We start from the raw sequence: 15,362 nt of genomic DNA on the forward strand, positions 1-15,362 counted from the left end.
CACGTCCGCCATCATGACCCCCATTACGTCACTGTGACGTGCTGGGGGCTATCGTGGCGCGTCTGTCTGCGTTCAGCATGGCCAGCATAGCCTCTATCTCGTCACCGCTGGACTGGTGATCGTGGCTGCGCGCCATTATGGCCTCCATTGCGTCACCGTGACATGCTTGGGGCTGTGTTGGCGTCGGCCATTCCACCGGGAAAGCCTCCAACGCGTCACCGTGACGCAACGGAGGCCATGATGGCGTTCCGGAGCATGTTTCACTGGAGCCGCAAGGCCCTTGCCGCCCTCGCACCGTGTGGGCGGCCATTATAGCATCCGCTGTGTCACGGTGACGTGTTGGAGGCTATGAAGGCAGCGCTTGTGCCGCCATTATGCCCCCCGCTGCGTCACCTCGACTTTGTTAGCCCCTGTAAGCCCGTTGCCATCATAGCCTCCGTCGCGTCACTATGGTCCAACCGGCACAATCGAGACATGAAGGCCTATGGAGAGGGGAACCAAGCGTGTGACGCCGGCCGCGGATGCCGAGGACACTTCGGCTGAGCTACGCGTCCAGCAGGCGGCACCAGCGGTCAACGGCCCGAGGCGGAGTCCTCTCGCTGTGTCCAACTGGATGCACGGCGATCCCAGCTTCCTGAAGGTCCGCGAGCTGATCGAGGTCCTGGACCCGGATTTGTCGGTTGTGGATCGAAAGCTCCTCGATGCCATGTTGGCCCACGCTTCCGATACGGTGTTGAGCGACGCTGCGACGGGAGAAGCGGCTCCTGGTACCCGCGTCTATTCGGCGTTGGCTACCGACGTTAAGCGGGCGATGGGATGGGAAAGCCACAAGAGCAACAGCCGAATTCTGGCCGCAGCGAAGAACTTGCAAAGCTCGGTCATCACCATCGGGTATTTCGCTCCGGGAGATAACACCCTTCGGCACAGGAACATCAGCTTGATCACGCTCTCGGAGGTTCCGGAGAGCCATGGTGTCATCTACTGGCGCTTCAGCCCTGAGGTCGAAAAGCTCCTGTCGATGAAGGGGGAGCGGTTCCTTGTTCAGCTCAAGGTGCTTGCGAAACTGACGTCGGGTTACAGCCACCGTCTCTATCAGCTTCTGTGCGCCAACACTGACCGCGAGACCCTGTCTTGGACCGTTCCTGCTGGAGATCTAAGGCAGGTATTGAATGCTGCCGCCGAGAGCTACGACAAATGGGCCGCCTTCGAACGTCGGGTGTTGAAGGTTGCCGTGGATGAAATCAACCAACACGCTGCGTTCAACATCCGGTACGAGTTGGTTTTGCAGGAGCGAACCAAGAAGCGCACGCACATCCGCTTCATTTTCGAAGGCCCGGCTTCCGCATTGCCGCCAGCTGAAACCGGTCCGCTCTTGGAGGAGCCTACAGGCCAGCTTGTGTTTGATCTGCCAGGGGCCACTGAAACGAGCATGCCTCCCCCTTCGGCATTTGCTGGGAAGCTAGGGATTCGGGTGCGGAGCCGATATCGGGAGGAGTTCCCTGGAGCACCGATTGATGACCTGATCGACCTGTGGGCCACCTGGTGCGTCAGGCATCGAATAAAGGCGGAACGACCGCCAAGGGTGTTCGAACGATGGCTGAACAGCCTGTTCGGAGATCTCGTATTGGAGGCCCGGGAGGGCGACGCCTCTGTGTGGTCAACAGCGTTCAGTCGGGACCTGGACCAACCGGTGTATCGTGTCATGTTCGCGCTGGGCGGGATGGTTGCTAGGCAACGCCAGCTTTGGCTGGCCCTTGCCAGAAGCAAGTATGCGGACAAGTACCCACGCACGGCGATGCCGGCGGTGTCGCTGGACTGTGTGGACTTCCACCTCTGGGTTCCACTCATCAAGAACGAGTTTATGAAAGCGAATCCGGTTTGAGCTGACACCGTTTCGCAGGCTGAACTCCCCTAACCTGATCGGGCACCAGGGAGGCCGGCCAGCTGGCTCTCCCCAGTAGGCGGCGCGCCTATTTAGCCTTTGCCCTTCGTCGAGGCCGAACGCTCCGCCGCCGGCAGGAAGTCGTTGCGCAGCGCCGCGCATCCATTGTGGCGCTTCTCTTCCAGAGTGTTCATGGGCGGCCCGGCTGTGTTGTGGATCACGGTCCACTCATCCGCGGTCAGGCGTTGACCGGAGCAGAACTTCGCCCATGCGGAGCGATGCGTGTCGATCGACCGGCTGGCCGGCGGCACCATGCCTGAGCGGCCCGCTGAGAGCTTAATCGGCTTGGACGAAGGCGCCGGCAGTTGTTCACGCTGGATTGCGGTCTTGGCGCCACTCGCCTCGGTGTTGACCGCGTTCAACCGAGCCAGGACACTCTTGATGTCCAGGTCGGACCCAGCGGCGCCTGTGCCACTGCTCAAGTTGGCCCCGAGCGGAGCCACCGTGTAGGCCGCGTCCATCGCAATGACGTGCTCGTAACCCTCACCCCTGACCGCCGCGCCCCCCCGGCGTGCGCCGACCCATCCGACGCGAGCCTCGTAACGGGGGGGCGTGGTTTCGGCCACCTGATGCGCGGTCGCCATCACCAACGGGGCCTGGGCGGTCGTTTCCGCACAACCTGCGAGCACAGTTCCTGCAAGCAGGACGGATGCGTAGATGGTTAGGCGCAAAGGAACCTCTCAGTATTGAATCGCCTTGGGAGCGCCCCGGAGAGTAGCGGGGATCGGCATCTGCGCGCGCCGCCGAAAGGCGACGATTTTCAGCGTCTTTCGGTGGCGAGAAACCAAGATCGACTTTGGTACAGAGATCCCCATGAAGAAGTTAATTTCAGACCTCTCTGACAAAGCGCGTCGCTGGGCCTTCCCCGGCTACTACGCCAATGCGCCGCTCGCGTCGAAGCCGGAAATTGACGTCGACGAGGAAGTGCCGCGCTATCCTCCCTACGAGAAGGGGCTCCCAGTCTACAGCACCGAGCGCCTCATGCGCCGGCAGCCGGAAATGCTCATCAAGATCCGGCAGACGTTTTCATTTCCGGATGAGGACTACAACCGGATCATCCTGCCGGTAATCGAGCGCTTCGCCTCGTATATTCACCTTCTGCCATCCTCGGAGCACCATCATCACAAAGGGGCTGGTGGTGCGTTCCGGCATGGGCTTGAGGTGGCGTTCTCCGCAGGCCGCTCCAGCGGCGCACACATTTTCATGCCGGAGGGCACCCCCCTCGAACGCAAGCGCGTAGAAATCCGCTGGCAGGCTGCGATCTTCTTTGCCGGCCTCCTCCATGACGTCGGCAAGCCGGTCACGGATGTCGAGGTGGTCAATGCCGATGGCTCGCTCATGTGGAGCCCTTACTCGGAGACGATCAGCGAGTGGGCCAATAAGCATGGCGTTGAACGCTACTTCCTGCGTTGGAAGCGCAACCGGGGTAATGAACACCGCATCCTGGGGGGCTCCATTGCCCAAAGTCTGATTCCCAAGCATGTGGTTCACTGGCTTAACGAAGGGGGCTCTGACATAAACCAGACTCTGAACCTTTATCTATCGGGGTCGGAAAAGCTCAAGCACCTCCTCGTCGATCTTGTCACCAAGGCGGACTCCGCCAGTGTTGAGCGCGACCTCGTCGCCACCGGCCATGGGAAGATCCGCGATCCGGGGTTCGGCGTTCCCGTCGAGCAATTTGTGCTCGATGCCATGCGGCGCCTTCTAGCCGACGGCACATGGAAGATCAACGAACCGGGGGCGCGGGTCTGGGTGGTTTCCGATGGCGTGACGGACGGCGTGTTCGTGGTCTGGAAGAAGGCGGTCGAAGACATCATCGAGCTGCTGCAAACCGACCGCATCCAGGGAATTCCGAGAAATCCTGATACGCTTGCAGACGTAATGGTCGAGCGTGATCTGGCGGTGTCCAAGAAGCTTGGAAACCAGGTGTACCGGTACTGGCCGGTTTGTCCGGACGCGCTGACCAACAACGGCAACCCGGTGAGGCTGCTGATGCTGCGCCTCCAAGCGCCCTCGCTGCTATTCTCCGAGCCTCCACCCTACGTTGGCGCGCAGATTGACCCGGCGCCAGCACCTCCGCAACCGTCGGGTTCGACAGGATCGTCCACGAGCTCGCCTGCGGCGGCGTTGCCAGCCGCGGCCGTGCAGACGCAAGGTCAGGTTTCGCCGGCTGCACCCAAGGCCCCGCCGGCTGCTGGCGTCCACTGCGGCTCATGCGGTGTTGTGCACCCTAACCCCGTTTCAGCCGGCGCGGCATGGACCTGTGCCGACTGTGGGGCCGTCCACAACGCGCTGGCCGCGCCAGCCGCTTCAGCCGCCCAGGCAGCGGTGCCCGCGGCTTCCGTGATCCAACCGGTCCAAGGACCTGTGGCGTCGAACAGCACGGTGAGCAAACCCATTGTGCAGGCACCAGGCGGGAAGGCTAACGTCCCTGGCGTGACGGTCAGCAAGCCAGTGGTAGGTGCGCCCCCCAAAAGCACGCCCAAAGTGACAACCGGCAAGGCACCACTCCAGCCCGGTACTCGCAGGTCACCTCAGGACGATGGTTTCTGGCACACGACCGGGGATGAAGAAGCCTCACTTAAACCGAGATCCGGTGCAGCGGATGCCGTGAGCAATGCCGAGCCTCCTCCACCTGCTAAGCCCCCCGCGACGAGTTCCAAAACCGCGGCCGTCGCGCCCACAGCGCGAAGCGAACTGTTCGGCAAGGGCAAAGCTGGTCGGCTCCTGGTCGCGATGGCCGAGGATATCGCCGGCGGACGCGCGAATTGGGGCGAAAGCCTCGCGCAGGTCGACGAGCACCTTATGGCGAAGATGCCGGAGGGGTTTGTCCCTTACCTGCGATTTGAGCTAACGGATGGCGAGCCTGATGCCCAACCTGTCGAACTGGCGAGCCTGCTCAGGGACGCGGGATGGATCGTCAAAGACCATCCGGACGCCGTGACATCGATCAGAGTGATCGCCGGCATCAAAGGCGTCGTGATCCGGAAGGACATTGCTGCACTGGTGGAAGCGGTCGCCGGCGATGGGAGCCGTCCTGAGATTGAGCAACAGCCTGCACCGGCGACTCAACCCTCACAGCAAGGCAGCAGCGTGGATAAGAGCGCTCTGCGTCCGATGCAGACGACGGGGGGACCGGCAAACAACAATCGCGGCGGTTTCGTAGGCGCGGGAACCCGAAAAGACACTACTACACTGGTGGAGGCCATTGCCGGCGATGGAAGCCGTTCTGTGATTGAGCCACAGCCTGAATCGGCGGCTCTATCGTCGCTGCACGGCAGCAAGGACGAACAGAACGCTCCGCGTCCAATGCAGACGACGCGCGGATCGCCGGACATAGAAGCCGGCAGCAAACCCGGCGTCGAGCGAAGCCAAGATAAGCCGCCGCTCTTTCACAAGGCAGAACAAAAAAAAGGGTACACGCAGAGTATCGAAGACAAGCGCACGCTAATAGCAAAGGAGTTCCTCGCGTGGTGCCGGTCAAGCCCGTGCCCTGATTTGGTAACAGATCACGGTGATTGGCGAATAGTGCCGGCGCATGTGCTTGAGGCCGCTGCTAAAAAGCGGCAGATCGGAGTTGGCAATTTCCGACCCGCTTTCGAAAGCCTCGCGGGAGTGCAGCGCACCGACAATGACTACATGATTACAACTCAGGAGCCGAGGGGTGGTTGAGACCTATGAAATGCCGTGGCGCCCAAACTTCGAATTGGCCGCAGCTGCGGGATGGGGTGCGAGTGCATCCCTGTGCCTGACCATTGGCGCTGCTTCTGGTCTTCCACTCTCGCCCTTTGCCTGGATGGCGGCACTCGGCGGGGGCATGGGCGTGCACCGTGCTTACCAGGCGTGGCGCCATCACCAAAGGAAGGCCCGTCTTGCTGGAAAGCGTCTCAAGTTCGCGTCGATCAAGGAACTGCAGGCGCACATGAAACCCGGAGCCATCTGGCTGGGAAACGGTTTCGAATGGGATCAGCCGCACACGCAGTTGTGCTACGAGATCCTGAAGCGCGACAAATCGAAGATCTTGCCGAAGGTCGAGCAGATGGGGGCCCCGTGGATCCACGGCGTCTCCATGTCCGAGGAAGACCTGCAGCTTCCGATCAACGATACGAAGGGACACCTGCTGGTCGTTGGAACGACAGGCTCGGGCAAGACCCGGCTGTTCGACTTGCTCGTCACACAAGCCATTTTGCGCGGTGAATCGGTCATCATCATCGACCCAAAGGGCGATCGGGAACTGCGCGAGAACGCGCAGCGGGCCTGCGCGGCGTTGGGAAAGCCGGAGAAATTCGTCTGGTTCCATCCGGGCTTTCCAGAAAAGAGCGCCCGCATCGACCCGATGAAGAACTTCTCGCGCGCTACAGAACTGGCGAGCCGCATCGCCAACCTGCTGCCCGGCGAGGGGCCGGCGGACCCCTTCAAGTCCTACGCTCAAATGGCGCTCAACAATGTCGTCCAGGGGTTGGTGCTTACCGGGCGCCAGCCGAACCTGGTCAATATACGGTCCCATCTGGAAGGTGGGCTGGACGATCTGGTCATCAGATCTGTTTCGATCTGGTGCGAGAAGCAGATCGAGATGTGGGAAGATGAGGCAAAGCCATTTCTGAGCAACGCAAAGGGAAAGGACGGCAAAGCGCTGGCGTTGATCCGGTATTATCGCGAGAAGGTACACCACCGAGCGCCGAATACAGACCTAGAAGGTCTGCTCAGTATGTTCGAACACGACAGGACCCATTTCGGGAAAATGATTGCCTCTCTTTTGCCTCTTCTTGGGCAGCTTACATCCGGGCACATGGGCGGTTTGCTTTCGCCAAACCGCAACAATGACTTTGATGAGCGACCGATTGTGGATATGGCGAGCGTCATCAATCTGGGACAAGTCTGCTACATCGGCTTGGACAGCTTGACCGACGCGATGGTGGGCTCGGCAATCGGGTCGATCTTGCTCGCCGACCTCGCTAGTGTCGCCGGCGACCGCTACAACTATGGTGTCAACAACACGCCGGTGAACATCTTCGTCGATGAAGCGGCCGAGGTGGTCAACGACCCGCTCATCCAGATCTTGAACAAAGGCCGCGGCGCCGAACTCCGGCTGCTTATCGCCACGCAGACCTTCGCTGATTTCGTGACACGGCTGGGCTCCGAACCCAAGGCCCGCCAGGTGCTCGGCAATGTCAACAACTTGATCTCCCTGCGCGTGACCGACAACGAAACGCAGACCTACATCACCGACGGTCTGCCAACCGTCCGGGTGAAATACGTCATGACCACGCAAGGGTCCTCGATCGGCACCGGCGGTCACGAGACCATGCAGTTTGGCGGCAACGCCGGCGAACGCCTTATGGAGGAGGAAGCGGAGTTGTTCACCCCGGCCCTGCTGGGTCAGCTCCCGAACTTGGAGTTCGTCGCCAAAGTCTCAGGCGGACGCCTGCTCAAGGGCCGCCTGCCGATTCTCAAGGAGTAGCTGGCGCGATGATTGCCATGGAAAGCGCCATGACGATCGGGCTGACATGCCCGTCATCCGATGATCCATGCGAGATGCTTCGGACCTTCCGCGCTGACCGCAAGCGCATCATGGCCGTCATTCGGCGGCTCGAGATGGATTGGCCTTGCAGCGCGGAGATACAGCGGCGGATGGCCGAGTACATCACGGACGCCTTTACGGCGCCCCCGCTCAAGCGGGGCGGCGCGCCACTTCCGTTGCTGCACCGTGCTCTGGACAGGGCCTATGATGCCTACGACGCGGCCATGCTTCAGCGCGATGACCTGCGCCTTCTCGCCTTCACCGACGCCGCATTTTCAGAAGTTGGGCGGGTGCTCGCCGGGATTACTGTGACGGACAGCGGCGACCGGACGTGGGCTCCTGGTCGGGGGGCTCCGATGCTGCTCTGGCTAGGCGCAGCCCACCGGGACGTGGCGCGCTACACCCTACGCTCCGGCGACCGCACCCAAACGGCGGCACAGATCACCGCGGCCGTTGCTGACTTCGCCCTGACGGCGACGCACCGCGACATCCTCAAGGAGGCCAGCCATGGCGGCTGAATCACAGAACACCACCTGGGCACGCTGGCTGCTCTGGCTTATCCTGGGCGAGTTCGTGATGATCGCCGTGCTGACACCGATGCTGGGACGGGACGCCCTGGACTGGCTAACGCGTGTGGAGCGTCAGTGGTCCCTCGCCGAACTCGGCCTCAACGCGACGCTGTGGATCGAGAAGAGCGGCTTCGGTGCCTATGCGACTATCTTCCGTGACACCGGGGTCGAGCGAAATGTCTACGAGTTCTTCCTGCCGACGCAGGACAAGATCGTGGAGAGCCGCGGCCTGGAAGCGCTTGGGGCGAACCTCTACTTTCCGATGATCAAGGCCGGGTTGGATGCTGTGTTCGGATCGCTGCAGCGGCTGTTCGTCCGGCTTGCGGCCGTGGTGCTATGGCTCCCCGTGGTGCCGCTGTTCCTAGTTCCGGCGGTCCTAGACGGCATGATGAGCTGGCGGCGCAAACAGTACACGTTCGATTACCCCTCGCCGCTGGTGCACGGCTATGCGGCGGCGACCGCAAAGTGGCTGCTGGTCGGCTTGCCCATGGCGCTCCTCCTACCGGTGCCGATCCCGCCCCTGCTGGCGCCGTTCTTCTTCATCGCCGTAAGTCTATTGCTGATGTTGGTGGCGTCCCACACGATGAAGCGCATCTGACCGCCCCCGACCTTTGCATCTGGCGCGATGGGTTGAGCGGCTGGGCCGGAGCTTGTCTCCGGCCCTTTGTCATTGGCGGAGCCGCCGGTCCTCGTCGGAGATGGACGAGGTAAGAACGCGCCCTTGCGGAGCACGTCCGATTGGTCCGCGCAACCGAGAAAGGCAGCGTTTTCCAGCGTCTTTCAACGGCGCGAAGCCGCGCCGAAAACGGGCATAAATGCGCCAGACGTGCAAGGGGATTGGCACATGGGTCCGGTACAGCTTCCGAGACAAATCGACGAACCACCAACGGTTCTCCTGTGGAACACCGATGAGCTTGCGCCCATCGTGCTCCTCCACGTCATCGGTATTTTCACTGGAAACGTGCTGATCATGACGGCGCTCGGCTTTGCCGCCTCGTCTCTCTACAAGAGATTTCGCGACGGGCACCCGGACGGTTACTTGCAGCACCTGCTCTATTGGATCGGGTTGATGCCCACGAGCGCGCGCACTATCCGCAATCCGTTCGCCGATCACTACAAGCCTTGAGCCGGGACACGCACAGATGCATTTGAAGGATTTTCTGGCGTCCTGGCAGGGGGCCAGAGCTGAGAACAGGTTCCAGAGGGCAGCTAACCTCGGCCTTCTCGGCGTCGCCCTCCTGCTGGCCATCAACGCCATCGCCAAAGACAAGACGGTGGTGATCGCCCCGCCGGAACTGACCAAGGCCGTCGAGGTTTCGCGATCGTCCGCCAATCAGGACTATCTGGAGGCTTGGTCGTGGTCGACGTCCATGCTGCTCGGCAACATCACGCCAGCGAATGCGGATTTCGTGCGCAAGGGTCTGGAGCCCCTACTGGCTCCGGACATCTTCCACGGAGTTATGAAGTCTGTGGAAAGCACCATCGACGAAATCAAACACAACCGGATCACCGCACGCTTCGATCCGCGCAAAATCATCTATGAGCGGGAGACGAGCAAGTATTTCGTCACCGGATATCGCGTCGTAACGGGGCCTTCTGCCGATGAGAAGCGTGAGGAGGCAACCTACGAGTACACGTGGACCGTACGGAACTTCCGGCCACAGATCACCTCGGTTACGAACTACGCGGGAGCCGCGCAGACCTCCGCAGAGAGGGAGCGCCGGCAGCAAATTCAGGAGCGTGCCCAGCGGATCGAAGATCTGAAGGCTCGCAAGAACCAGGAGAACAAGCCGTGAAGCGGGTCCAGCCCATTATCCTGGCCAGCGTGAGCGCCTTCGCCGTTCTCGTCGGACACCAGATCGCACAGGCGCAAACTCCGGAGCTTCCGGTGGCGCCGTTGAGTGAGATTGAGGCCGCCTACGATAGTTCCAAGGCCGCCGCTCCGGCCTCCGAGTTGGACACCCTGCAGAAGGCTATCCAGGAGGAGATTGACGCGCGCGGTGGGAAGCCCAACGTAACGCTGCCTTCTCAAGCTTCCAAGGGTGCTGCACCGGCAACGCCGGTCGCCACGACCCCGCCGCGCTCGGCATCTCCGACCACTCCCGCCACGACGCAGGCAGTGGTTCGGTCCGGCACCGCGGCGGCTCCGAAGGTTGAAAGCGCAGTGGAGCTTCCGGCCGTGCCTTCCAGTGTCGTTGCTCCAAGCGCGGCTCCACCGCCCGAGGATCTGGCTGCGATGACCCAGCCGGCCGTTATCACCATCCGCCCTGGCACCACGGAGCTGTTGGCAGTGGCGGAGGGGCACGCGAACCGCATCGTAACGCCGTTTGCCGAACCGGCGGTCATGACGACAAGCGATGCCAAGTTCAAGGTTTCCGGAAACGTCGTCTACGTGTCCACCACTTCGCCTGCGACGATCTTCATCACGCCGAAGGGAGATGAGTCCGTGGCGATTCCGCTCGCCCTCGTGCCCCGGCGCGTTCCCCCGCGCGAAATCCAGCTGCAGCTGCCTCGCGGTGGTGTCTGGAATGCCTCGTTTGCCGCCGGCGGGGTTGGCGCGGCCGGCGCAGCCGTGGCTGGCAACAAGAAGGCGCAGCATTGGGAGGAGAGTCAGCCGTACGTCGAAACGATCCGGTCGATCATGCGTGAGATTGCACTCGGCACCGTGCCCAGCGGCTATCAAATGCGCGACATGGAGCGTGGCGAACAGACCGTCGGGTGTACCGGGCCGGCCGGTGTCACGTTCCAGTTTGGTGGCGGTCAGGTGATGGAAGGGTCACACCTGCAGGTCGTCATCGGCGTTGTCTCCAACCAGTCAGGATCGTCCGTCGAACTGGCCGAGCCCTGGTGTGCCGGACCGAACGTCGCAGCGGTCGCATATTGGCCGAACAACGTTCTCGCCGCCGGTCAGTCCACTGAGGTTTTCGTGATCCGTCGCCCAGCACTGCCGTCGGACACCGACGCGCGTCGGCCGTCGCTGCTGACACGAGCGGGAGCGGTCCGGTGAGCGTACTGAATATCACTGAGCACTGGCGGAACGCGAATCCGACGCTCCGTCGGGTGGTAACCGTCGGTGCGATCGCGACGTGCTTGATCACGCTTGTCGCGATTTTCCAGCCGGGCGATCGAGTCCGCGCGTCGCGCAAGGACCCGAACGCGATCCAGGAAAATGTGCTGCTCGATAAGAACACGCGGCAGGTGTCTCTCGACAGCATGGCCGCGCGGATCGAGAACCTCGAAACCAACTTGGCGAAGAAGGAACAGAAGATCGAGCGCCTGGAGGAGGACCTGAAACGCAAGCAGCGCGAACCGGCGCAGTCCAGCGATCCGGATCGGTCTGCGTCGGATATGCAGCTTCAGGAATTGCAGAAGCGTGTCGGCGACCTTCAGCAAAAGCTCGCGGATCAGGAGAAAGGCGCGGTGCCGGCGCAGGGCGGCCGCTCGCCTATCGGCCGTGCGCCTACCGAGATGGCGCAGCGTCCGGGGCCGACGCCCGCAGCTCTTCGCCCGCCTACCGCACCGCCGAGCTCGGCAGAGATGTACGAAAAGAGCGGCCAGCCTTCAGGGCAGGGGCAAGCTGACGGTGCCAAGGTCGAGCGTACCAACGCCGCCGCATCCGGGTCACAGGCTGCCGGCGACATCCGGGTGGTGGTTGAGGAGGTGCCAGAGACCCCGGTGGACGAGATCCAGGAGGAAACTGCGCAGAACTATCTCCCGTCCGGCTCCATTTTCTCCGGCACCCTCATCACCGGCATGGATGCCCCCACGGGAAACAGTGCCCGGAAGGAGCCGTTTCCCGCCCTCCTGCGCATTAAGCATGACGCCATCCTGCCGAACCGCTGGAAGGCGGACGTGAAGGAGTGCTTCCTGCTCGCTGCGGGCTTCGGTGATCTGTCCTCTGAGCGCGCGTATTTGCGCGGAGAGACGATCAGCTGCGTCACTAAGCAAGGGAAGGTGCTCGAAGCAAATTTCCCGGCCTATGCCGTTGGCGAAGACGGTAAGGCAGGCATCCGCGGGCGCTTGGTGAGCAAGCAGGGACAGGTGATCGGCCGCGCGCTGATGGCTGGCTTTCTTGATGGTGTGAGCAAAGCGTTCGATGTGAAGCCGGTCCCGGTCCTGGCAACCAGCAACACGGGCAAGTCGCAGTATGCTGACGTGTTTGCGGGTGAGCAATCGCTGCGGTCCGCTGCTTTCGGCGGCGCATCGTCCGCGCTCGACAAGATCGCTCAGTTCTATCTCGACATGGCGTCCAACATCTTTCCCATCATCGAGGTGGATGCAGGCCGCAAGATCGACCTCATCGCAACTCGTGGCATCAGCTTGACCTTCAAGAAGAAGGGGAAGGAGCAGGCGCTCCAGGACATGCGGTTGCCGGGCCAAGGGCAACAAGGCTCCGGCGCCGCGGGAGGAACTTCCGGGCTCCTGGGGTCGATGTTCGGGTTTGGTGGCAACGGTGCCGGCGGTATGGCCGGTAATGGGCCACGTTGATGTTTGAGAAAGACGTTGAAAGTCGTTGTCTTTCGGCGGCGCGAGAAAAATCAGAACGCGGCAAACTGCCCCCGAAACAAGGTTGCGAGAAATGAGCCTAAATTCCTCGAAGGTTATCGCCTGCCTGGCGCCGCTCCTCCTTGGCGCGTGCTCCAACCTCGGGATCGGGGCTGGCGATTACAGCTGCTCGGGAATGCCGCAAGGTGTCTCCTGCAAGAGCGCCCGGGAGGTCTATGAGCTGACAAATACCCGCGATGCGGTGAACGGCTTGACGTTAAGCCAGGAGGCCCAGCGCAACACGGAAAGCGCGGCGGAGACCGGGTTGGTCCAAACCATGCGGAAAGCGGCAGCGTCCGACCCGTCGGCACTCGGCGGCTCTCCGGTTGGCTACGGCGCGACGCCCGTGGCTTACACCGACGATGGCCGTGTGCCGATCCGCACACCCGCTGTCGTCATGCGTGTTTGGATTGCCCCGTATCAGGACAACAAGGGTGATCTGCATATGCCGGGCCTCGTCTTTAGCGAGGTCGAGCCGCGCAAGTGGCAGGTCGGTCTGCCCGACGCGGCGTCCGGTTCCCCGTCGGCCTTCCGGCCCCTTGAAGCGACTGCTCCCAAGGCGAAGCCGCCGGCCCACGATAGCGCCCCGGTCCGGCCGGCAAAAGCTGCGGACAAGTCGGAGCACGTTTCCTCAATCCCCGTAAAGCAAGGGAAGTAGCAAGACCATGAAGCACCGCATTCACCCCAACACGCAGGTCGCGCTGGCGCTCGCGCTGATCGTCGCCTTTACCGCGGGCGATGTGTTCGCTGGCACAGGCGGCACGGCGTTCGACGACATCTGGCTGACGCTGACCGATTGGACCCAAGGAACGCTCGGCCGCATCATCGCCGGCTCCATGGTCGTCGTCGGCTTGGTCGGCGGCGTCGCTCGCCAGAGCCTGATGCCGCTGGGCCTCGGAGTTGGCTCGGGCATGGGTCTTTACAACACCCCCACCGTGATCGATTCGATCATGACCGGTACTTTGCCCGTGCAAGTCTCGGAAGTGGTCGCGACCACTCCGGTGCTGCCCATCTAGGACATCTGCACGGACGGGTGGACAGGCAACAAGGGCGCTTCCACACCGGAGGCGCCCTTTTACTATGTCCGCTCGGAGCCCCACAGTAGCAGGCGGACACTCACGCGACGCGCGGAGGCACCGCCAATAGACGATGGTTTTGAGTGCCTTTCAGCGGCGCGAAGAAAGGCTGCGTTGTGGAACTCTCCAGGCTGCGCGTAACCGCCCTCGGATGGCGGCCTCGCGCCGTGCTGGAGGGGGTTATGAGAAAAGTCACCGCGGCGCTGCTGCTCTCGATCATCGCCATGCCGCTCGCCGCGTGGGCGCAGAGTGGCCCATTGCTCGAGCTGCGGGTGAAGAATGCCGGGGAGGCCACGGGGCTGGAAGGAGCAACGTATCCAAGCGTTGTCAGCCCCGCCGCGCCGCGGCCGGACGCGGTGGTGAGCGGCGCCGCCGTCACCATCACGGACTTTCGTGATTTGGTGCTCTCGGTCAATGGTGCGCCGGCGGCGGTGACCAGTGTCACCCTGCAGAATGGTGGGGGCAGCGCCGGACGGGCCGAGGCGCTCGGTCTCTACATGGACAAGCCGCTCGCCGCCACGATCAGCGCCGGGGCGGAACACTTCACGATCACGGGCGACAATTGCTCCGCCGCCCTGCTGGGGCCACCGGGTGACGCGGGAAGCACCTGCCAGGTGACCGTGCAGCCGCGCGCCAGCTGGTTCGGCCCATTGTCCGGGACACTGCGCCTGAGCACCGGCGGCTACACGATGGACGTGCCGCTGTCGGGCACGGCGCGGCATTTCGATCTGCCCAACCTGACGATCACGTCCATCGCGGGCGCACCCACATCGTTGAACGTCGCCGGGCAGACCGAAGGGGAATGGCGCGTGTCCGCCTCAGCCACCTTTCGGGTCACCAACACGTCGACCGAGGAGGCCACGGACATGCTCGTGGCTTTGTTCGGTGGAGACAATCCAGGCAGCTTCGAGTTCGTCAGCAACGCGTGCTCGGGGCAATCCCTGGGGATAGGCGCGTCCTGCGATATCACGGTCCGAGCACGCGCCGATCGCAATGGCAGCTACGCCGGCATGCTCCTGCTCGCGAACCACAACCAGCCCAGTGTTGCGCTCGCAGGGACAGCTACGGGCTTCTTGCCGGTGGCGTGGAAGACCGCCGTATGGGGGGCGTGTGACAACGCCTGCGGCACATCCAGCCGGTCACGGTCGGTATGGTGTGAGCGCTCTGATGGCGTGACCGTTGCCGACAGCTTCTGCGGGGCCGGGAAGCCGCAAACGGTGGAAGCATGCGCCAGCTACGCCACCTGCACCTACGCTTGGCAGGTGGGCGATTGGGGAGGTTGCTCCGCGTCGTGCGGTGGCGGATGGCGCAGCCGGTCGGTCTGGTGTCGCCGATCAAATGGCGAGCAAGTGGATGGGAGCTATTGTGGGTCTGCACCGGCGTCGAGCGAGCAGTGTAATACGCATGCCTGCCCAAGGATCGCGATGCAATTCCCCTCCTCCGTTCCGGCGCCCGAAGGATGTGGCCAGTTCCGCATCGAGTTTATCAACGTCACTCCATACGCTGGCCGGCAGACGTTTGAGGGGAACTGTGCCATTGCCGGCGATCACGACTGGCCCGGCGGCTACGCATTTGGAAACTATGACCGCTGGGTCTGCGATGATGGCAACAACATGCGCCGTGGTTGTGTCGGTCGCTATTGCTCGTGGGCTCGTGGGCCGAATGGTGAGGACATTCAATCCTGTGCGACCGTTGACTTCCGCTACTAA

The 15,362-nt window shown here is 62.6% G+C and carries 13 protein-coding genes; 12 read left to right on the forward strand and 1 reads right to left on the reverse strand.

Translation table 11 applies throughout. The features are described from left to right. The first annotated feature begins 601 nt into the window (after positions 1 to 601). Positions 602 to 1,882 (forward strand): replication initiation protein, encoded by a 1,281-nt coding sequence (locus tag FZ983_RS24235; protein ID WP_188092489.1) that lies wholly within the window; start codon positions 602 to 604, stop codon positions 1,880 to 1,882. A 92-nt stretch (positions 1,883 to 1,974) separates the two neighbouring features. Here FZ983_RS24235 and FZ983_RS24240 read toward each other — a convergent pair whose 3' ends face one another. Beyond that, complete coding sequence (locus tag FZ983_RS24240; protein WP_149226210.1) at positions 1,975 to 2,526, reverse strand: hypothetical protein; 552 nt, start codon at positions 2,524 to 2,526, stop codon at positions 1,975 to 1,977. 229 nt (positions 2,527 to 2,755) lie between these two features. Here FZ983_RS24240 and mobH point away from each other — a divergent pair, with 229 nt between their 5' ends. From mobH to FZ983_RS24295, 11 genes are all read left to right on the forward strand, one after another. Next, positions 2,756 to 5,614: a MobH family relaxase gene (gene mobH, locus FZ983_RS24245; RefSeq protein ID WP_149226212.1), complete on the forward strand. Its 2,859-nt coding sequence runs from the start codon at positions 2,756 to 2,758 to the stop codon at positions 5,612 to 5,614. Positions 5,615 to 5,624: 10 nt separating this feature from the next. Next, positions 5,625 to 7,403, forward strand: a complete 1,779-nt coding sequence (traD, locus tag FZ983_RS24250; RefSeq protein ID WP_149226327.1) for a conjugative transfer system coupling protein TraD — start codon at positions 5,625 to 5,627, stop codon at positions 7,401 to 7,403. Positions 7,404 to 7,411: 8 nt separating this feature from the next. After that, positions 7,412 to 7,981 (forward strand): hypothetical protein, encoded by a 570-nt coding sequence (locus tag FZ983_RS24255; protein WP_149226214.1) that lies wholly within the window; start codon positions 7,412 to 7,414, stop codon positions 7,979 to 7,981. Then, a complete protein-coding gene (locus FZ983_RS24260; protein ID WP_149226216.1) occupies positions 7,971 to 8,630 on the forward strand; it encodes a DUF4400 domain-containing protein in 660 nt (219 codons plus the stop codon). The genes FZ983_RS24255 and FZ983_RS24260 overlap by 11 nt, the downstream gene beginning before the upstream one ends. Before the next feature lie 246 nt (positions 8,631 to 8,876). After that, positions 8,877 to 9,158, forward strand: coding sequence for a type IV conjugative transfer system protein TraL (traL, locus tag FZ983_RS24265; protein WP_149226218.1), 282 nt, complete (start codon positions 8,877 to 8,879; stop codon positions 9,156 to 9,158). A 16-nt stretch (positions 9,159 to 9,174) separates the two neighbouring features. Further along, complete coding sequence (locus tag FZ983_RS24270) at positions 9,175 to 9,828, forward strand: TraE/TraK family type IV conjugative transfer system protein (protein WP_149226220.1); 654 nt, start codon at positions 9,175 to 9,177, stop codon at positions 9,826 to 9,828. Beyond that, entirely contained in the window at positions 9,825 to 11,039 is a 1,215-nt protein-coding gene (locus FZ983_RS24275; protein ID WP_149226222.1) for a type-F conjugative transfer system secretin TraK, read from the forward strand. The genes FZ983_RS24270 and FZ983_RS24275 overlap by 4 nt, the downstream gene beginning before the upstream one ends. After that, positions 11,036 to 12,520, forward strand: a complete 1,485-nt coding sequence (locus FZ983_RS24280; protein WP_211102976.1) for a TrbI/VirB10 family protein — start codon at positions 11,036 to 11,038, stop codon at positions 12,518 to 12,520. The genes FZ983_RS24275 and FZ983_RS24280 overlap by 4 nt, the downstream gene beginning before the upstream one ends. A gap of 91 nt (positions 12,521 to 12,611) precedes the next feature. Next, positions 12,612 to 13,235 carry a type IV conjugative transfer system lipoprotein TraV gene (gene traV, locus FZ983_RS24285; RefSeq protein WP_149226224.1) on the forward strand — a complete coding sequence of 208 codons (624 nt, stop codon included), beginning with the start codon at positions 12,612 to 12,614 and terminating at the stop codon, positions 13,233 to 13,235. A gap of 7 nt (positions 13,236 to 13,242) precedes the next feature. Next, complete coding sequence (traA, locus tag FZ983_RS24290) at positions 13,243 to 13,593, forward strand: TraA family conjugative transfer protein (RefSeq protein WP_247883952.1); 351 nt, start codon at positions 13,243 to 13,245, stop codon at positions 13,591 to 13,593. Between the two features lie 242 nt (positions 13,594 to 13,835). After that, complete coding sequence (locus tag FZ983_RS24295; RefSeq protein ID WP_149226227.1) at positions 13,836 to 15,362, forward strand: thrombospondin type-1 domain-containing protein; 1,527 nt, start codon at positions 13,836 to 13,838, stop codon at positions 15,360 to 15,362.

The organism is Azospirillum sp. B21, from assembly GCF_008364825.1.
Lineage (GTDB): Bacteria > Pseudomonadota > Alphaproteobacteria > Azospirillales > Azospirillaceae > Azospirillum.

Excerpts from the sequence above, each read along its gene's own strand:
- FZ983_RS24240 (WP_149226210.1), bottom strand. The coding sequence starts at position 2,526 with ATGGCGACCGCGCATCAGGTGGCCGAAACCACGCCCCCCCGTTACGAG.
- mobH (WP_149226212.1), top strand. The coding sequence starts at position 2,756 with ATGAAGAAGTTAATTTCAGACCTCTCTGACAAAGCGCGTCGCTGGGCC.
- traD (WP_149226327.1), top strand. The coding sequence starts at position 5,625 with ATGCCGTGGCGCCCAAACTTCGAATTGGCCGCAGCTGCGGGATGGGGT.
- FZ983_RS24255 (WP_149226214.1), top strand. The coding sequence starts at position 7,412 with ATGATTGCCATGGAAAGCGCCATGACGATCGGGCTGACATGCCCGTCA.
- FZ983_RS24260 (WP_149226216.1), top strand. The coding sequence starts at position 7,971 with ATGGCGGCTGAATCACAGAACACCACCTGGGCACGCTGGCTGCTCTGG.
- traL (WP_149226218.1), top strand. The coding sequence starts at position 8,877 with ATGGGTCCGGTACAGCTTCCGAGACAAATCGACGAACCACCAACGGTT.
- FZ983_RS24270 (WP_149226220.1), top strand. The coding sequence starts at position 9,175 with ATGCATTTGAAGGATTTTCTGGCGTCCTGGCAGGGGGCCAGAGCTGAG.
- traV (WP_149226224.1), top strand. The coding sequence starts at position 12,612 with ATGAGCCTAAATTCCTCGAAGGTTATCGCCTGCCTGGCGCCGCTCCTC.
- traA (WP_247883952.1), top strand. The coding sequence starts at position 13,243 with ATGAAGCACCGCATTCACCCCAACACGCAGGTCGCGCTGGCGCTCGCG.
- FZ983_RS24295 (WP_149226227.1), top strand. The coding sequence starts at position 13,836 with ATGAGAAAAGTCACCGCGGCGCTGCTGCTCTCGATCATCGCCATGCCG.